General features: G+C 65.6%; 5 protein-coding genes. 1 reads left to right on the forward strand and 4 read right to left on the reverse strand.

The window, feature by feature from the left end:
• On the forward strand, positions 1 to 315 hold a 315-nt coding region (gene psbV / locus ACIQ2E_RS13510; protein WP_398331565.1), incomplete at its 5' end, for a photosystem II cytochrome c-550.
• A gap of 246 nt (positions 316 to 561) precedes the next feature.
• On the opposite strand, the gene ACIQ2E_RS13515 is transcribed toward psbV, so the two are convergent.
• The 4 genes from ACIQ2E_RS13515 to ACIQ2E_RS13530 all read right to left on the reverse strand — a co-directional run.
• Positions 562 to 981, reverse strand: a complete 420-nt coding sequence (locus tag ACIQ2E_RS13515; protein WP_398331568.1) for a hypothetical protein — start codon at positions 979 to 981, stop codon at positions 562 to 564.
• 108 nt (positions 982 to 1089) lie between these two features.
• Complete coding sequence (locus ACIQ2E_RS13520; protein ID WP_010310832.1) at positions 1090 to 1389, reverse strand: ferredoxin; 300 nt, start codon at positions 1387 to 1389, stop codon at positions 1090 to 1092.
• Between the two features lie 202 nt (positions 1390 to 1591).
• Positions 1592 to 2515, reverse strand: coding sequence for a 50S ribosomal protein L11 methyltransferase (gene prmA, locus ACIQ2E_RS13525; protein WP_398331572.1), 924 nt, complete (start codon positions 2513 to 2515; stop codon positions 1592 to 1594).
• A gap of 21 nt (positions 2516 to 2536) precedes the next feature.
• Positions 2537 to 3353, reverse strand: an 817-nt coding sequence (locus ACIQ2E_RS13530; RefSeq protein ID WP_398331575.1) for an ACT domain-containing protein, incomplete at its 5' end; no start/stop codon positions are given.

Consider the following 3353-nt stretch of genomic DNA (forward strand, 5'->3'; position numbering starts at 1 on the left):
AACAGCAGCTGCGGTGAGTGCCACGCCGGCGGCATCACCAAGACAAATCACAACGTGGGCCTCGACCCTGAGACCCTGGCCCTGGCCACCCCCGCCCGCGACAACGTGGACGCACTGGTGGACTACATGAAAGATCCCACCAGCTACGACGGCGAGTACAGCATCGCCGACGTGCACCCGAGCATCCGCAGCAGCGACGTGTTCGTGAAGATGCGCGATCTCAACGACGAAGATCTGCGCCTGATGGCCGGCTTCATCCTGGTGGCACCCAAGGTTCAGGGTTCTGCCTGGGGCGGCGGCAAGATCTACTTCTGATCCCAGGGTCAACCGCACACTCATATTCAGCCCCTGCCCAAGCGGCGGGGGCTTTTTTGTGTCTTGCGGTGTCTCCAAGGGCGGATATCCATGGATATCCGGCGGAGGACTTTGCATTGAACCGCACTGCACTGGCCCGGCCCCCCCCCCCCGCACTGCACCGAACCGCACGAACGCACCAGAGCGGATGCCACCGAGCGAGGACAACGCCCCCAAGGGAGACGGCCCTCTAGCCCTCGCTAATCCTCAAAGCGGTGGCAGGGCCTCGCGGGGCAGTGGGGGGGCGACGTTCTCCGCCTCCAGCGACGCCGGCTGCTTGCTGTACCACCACTCCTGCAGGGGCGCACAAAGCCTCAAGGAGAAGAGTGTGAGCACCGTCACTGTGGGGCGGGAGCCGGGCTGCAGCAGCTCCACGGCATAGGAGGGGCAGCGCCGGGCCGCCAGATCAGCCACAAAGCGGCGGCCCACCCGCCGCCAGCTGGGTTCTTTGCTGCGCCAGGCGATGCGGCAGCAGGGCCAGGGCAGCTCCTCGCGATCGAACAGGCGGCAGCAAGGCCCCAGCACCCGAAAGCTGTACTGGCCGCCAAGGCTGGTGTGTTCGCTGCCATAGGCGTAGAGCTCGGCCACCTGAGGAGGCGTGGATGCCGAGGCGGAGGCGGCGGGCACGGCGACAGCGGTGTGGGGACAAGTGGATGCAGACAAAAAAACCACCCCGAAGGGTGGTTGGGGAAATCAAGCTGCCGGGGCGTGAACAGGCACGACCCGAACAGGAGCTCAATAGAGCTCTTCTTCAGCGTGGGTCTTGATGGTGCAGTCGCTGGTGGGGTAGGCCACGCAGGTCAGAACGAAGCCAGCTTCGATCTGGTCGTCGTCGAGGAAGCTCTGGTCCGACTGGTCCACGGTGCCAGCGGTGATCTTGCCGGCGCAGGTGCTGCAAGCACCAGCACGGCAGGAGTAGGGGAGGTCGATGCCCTGCTCTTCAGCGGCGTCGAGGATGTACTGGTCGTCGGGAACCTCGATGGTCTTGTTGAGGCCCTCTGCCTCGCTGATGAGGGTGACCTTGTAGGAAGCCATGGAAGGGATTGGGGCTCACAGGCTCCTGGGAAAGTTCCCGGGCCCGTAGGACGGACCCTTCCTACATCCGCCGGGGCATGGTTCTGGGGTTCTGAGGGCATCTGGCCGTGAAGCCCAATCAGAACGCGGGGCACAGATCAGCGTGCCTTATGCAACATCAGCAGATCCGGCGCGCTGATTTTCAGACGCGTCGGGTGGCCTCTCAGGCTCGCTGAATCGTCATCAGCCCCCACTGGCTCTGCTGGGCAGTGAGCTCCGCACGCCACCCCTGCTCAGCCAGGGCCTGCTCCAGCCGCGGCGCCTGGTCCACCAGGAGGCCACTGAGCAGCCCTAGCCCGTCGGGTGCCAGCACCGAATGGAAGGCCGGACAGAGCGCCTCGATCACCGGCGCCAGGATGTTGCAGAGCAACAGATCAGCCGGCCGGCCCTCCAGGAGCTCCGCAAGCTGCTCCACCGAGCCCAGCTCCACGGCGAGGCGATCAGCGAAGCCACTCACCACAGCGTTGTCGCGCGTGGCGCGCACGGCCAGGGAATCGGTATCCGCTGCCGCCACGCGGGTTGCGCCCTGAAGCAGGGCAGCGATCCCGAGAATGCCGCTGCCGCAGCCGAGATCTGCCACACGGATCGGACCGAGGTCAGGGCGTTCAGCGCTGCCCCGCTGCTCAGCGAGGCGTTCGATCGCTTCGAGACAGAGGCGTGTGGTGGGGTGGCTACCCGTGCCGAAGGCACTACCGGGATCCATGCGGATGACCAGGCGATCGGCATGCTCCTGCGGCAGCTCCAGCCAGGCCGGCAGGATCAGCAGCCGCGCCCCAACCGGGTCGGCCTGCCAATGCTGTTTCCAGCTGAGGCTCCAATCCTCGTCGTCTTGCTGCTCCCAGCTGATAGGGGGCAGAGTGAGGCCGAAGGTATCGGCCAACGGAGCGAGTGCCTGCTCGAGCTGGAGCCGCTCGGACTCGGGCCAGTCGGCTTCCGGCAGCCAAGCCACGAGCTGGCGCTGATTCGGAGCTTCCGGTCGATGGCGCATGGCCACCCTCGGGATTCCGAGGGTGTTCAGCTTCCAGATCAGGGATTCCTCGAGCTCAGGCAGCGAAGCAAGCTCCAGCCGCCACCAGGAAAGCGTCATCAGTGTGAAGGGCCTCCGGCTTCAGAGGGTCACCGGATGGGCTTCCTGGATGCCCTCGATCGCGTGGATGGTGGCCAGGAGGCTGGCGGGCAGGGGATCGTCGAGGCTGAGCACCATCACAGCGTCACCACGCACGATGCGGCGGCCCACCTGCATCGAAGCAATGTTCACGTTGTGCTCACCCAGCACCGAACCGAGGTTGCCGATGATGCCAGGCATATCGCGGTGACGGGTGAACAGCATGTGGCGGCTGGGGGCCACATTCACCGGGAACTCATCGATGGTGGTGATGCGCAATTCGCCGTCAGCGAACACAGCACCGGTCACGGTGTGATTGCCATTGGCGCCCTTGGAGCTCAGCTGCAGAGAACCACCGGCGAAGTCGCGGGCGGCATCATCCTTCACCTCGAGCACGTGGATGCCGCGCTCTTTGGCCTCCAGGCCGGCGTTAACGTAGTTGATCGAATCGCCCAGGGCGGTGGAGAGCAGACCCTTCAGGGCTGCAATCACCAGGGGTTGGGCCGGATGGCTGGCGAATTCACCCTGGAGGCGCACCTCGAGCTCACTGATCTGGCCGCCGGCCAGCTGGCTGAGGAGCTGGCCCAGGGTTTCGGCCAGCTGCAGGTGGGGCTTGAGCTGCTCCATCACCTCGGCGTTGAGGCCGGGGATGTTCACGGCGCTGCGGGCGGGCAGACCCAGCAGCACATCGCGGATCTGCTCGGCCACGTCGATGGCCACGTTTTCCTGGGCCTCTTCCGTGGAGGCACCCAGGTGCGGCGTGAGGATCAGCCGCTCGCTGACGCTGCGGAGGGCTGAATCGGCATCCAGGGGCTCCTTG

Source organism: Vulcanococcus sp., assembly GCF_044369115.1.
In the GTDB taxonomy this organism is placed as follows: domain Bacteria; phylum Cyanobacteriota; class Cyanobacteriia; order PCC-6307; family Cyanobiaceae; genus Vulcanococcus.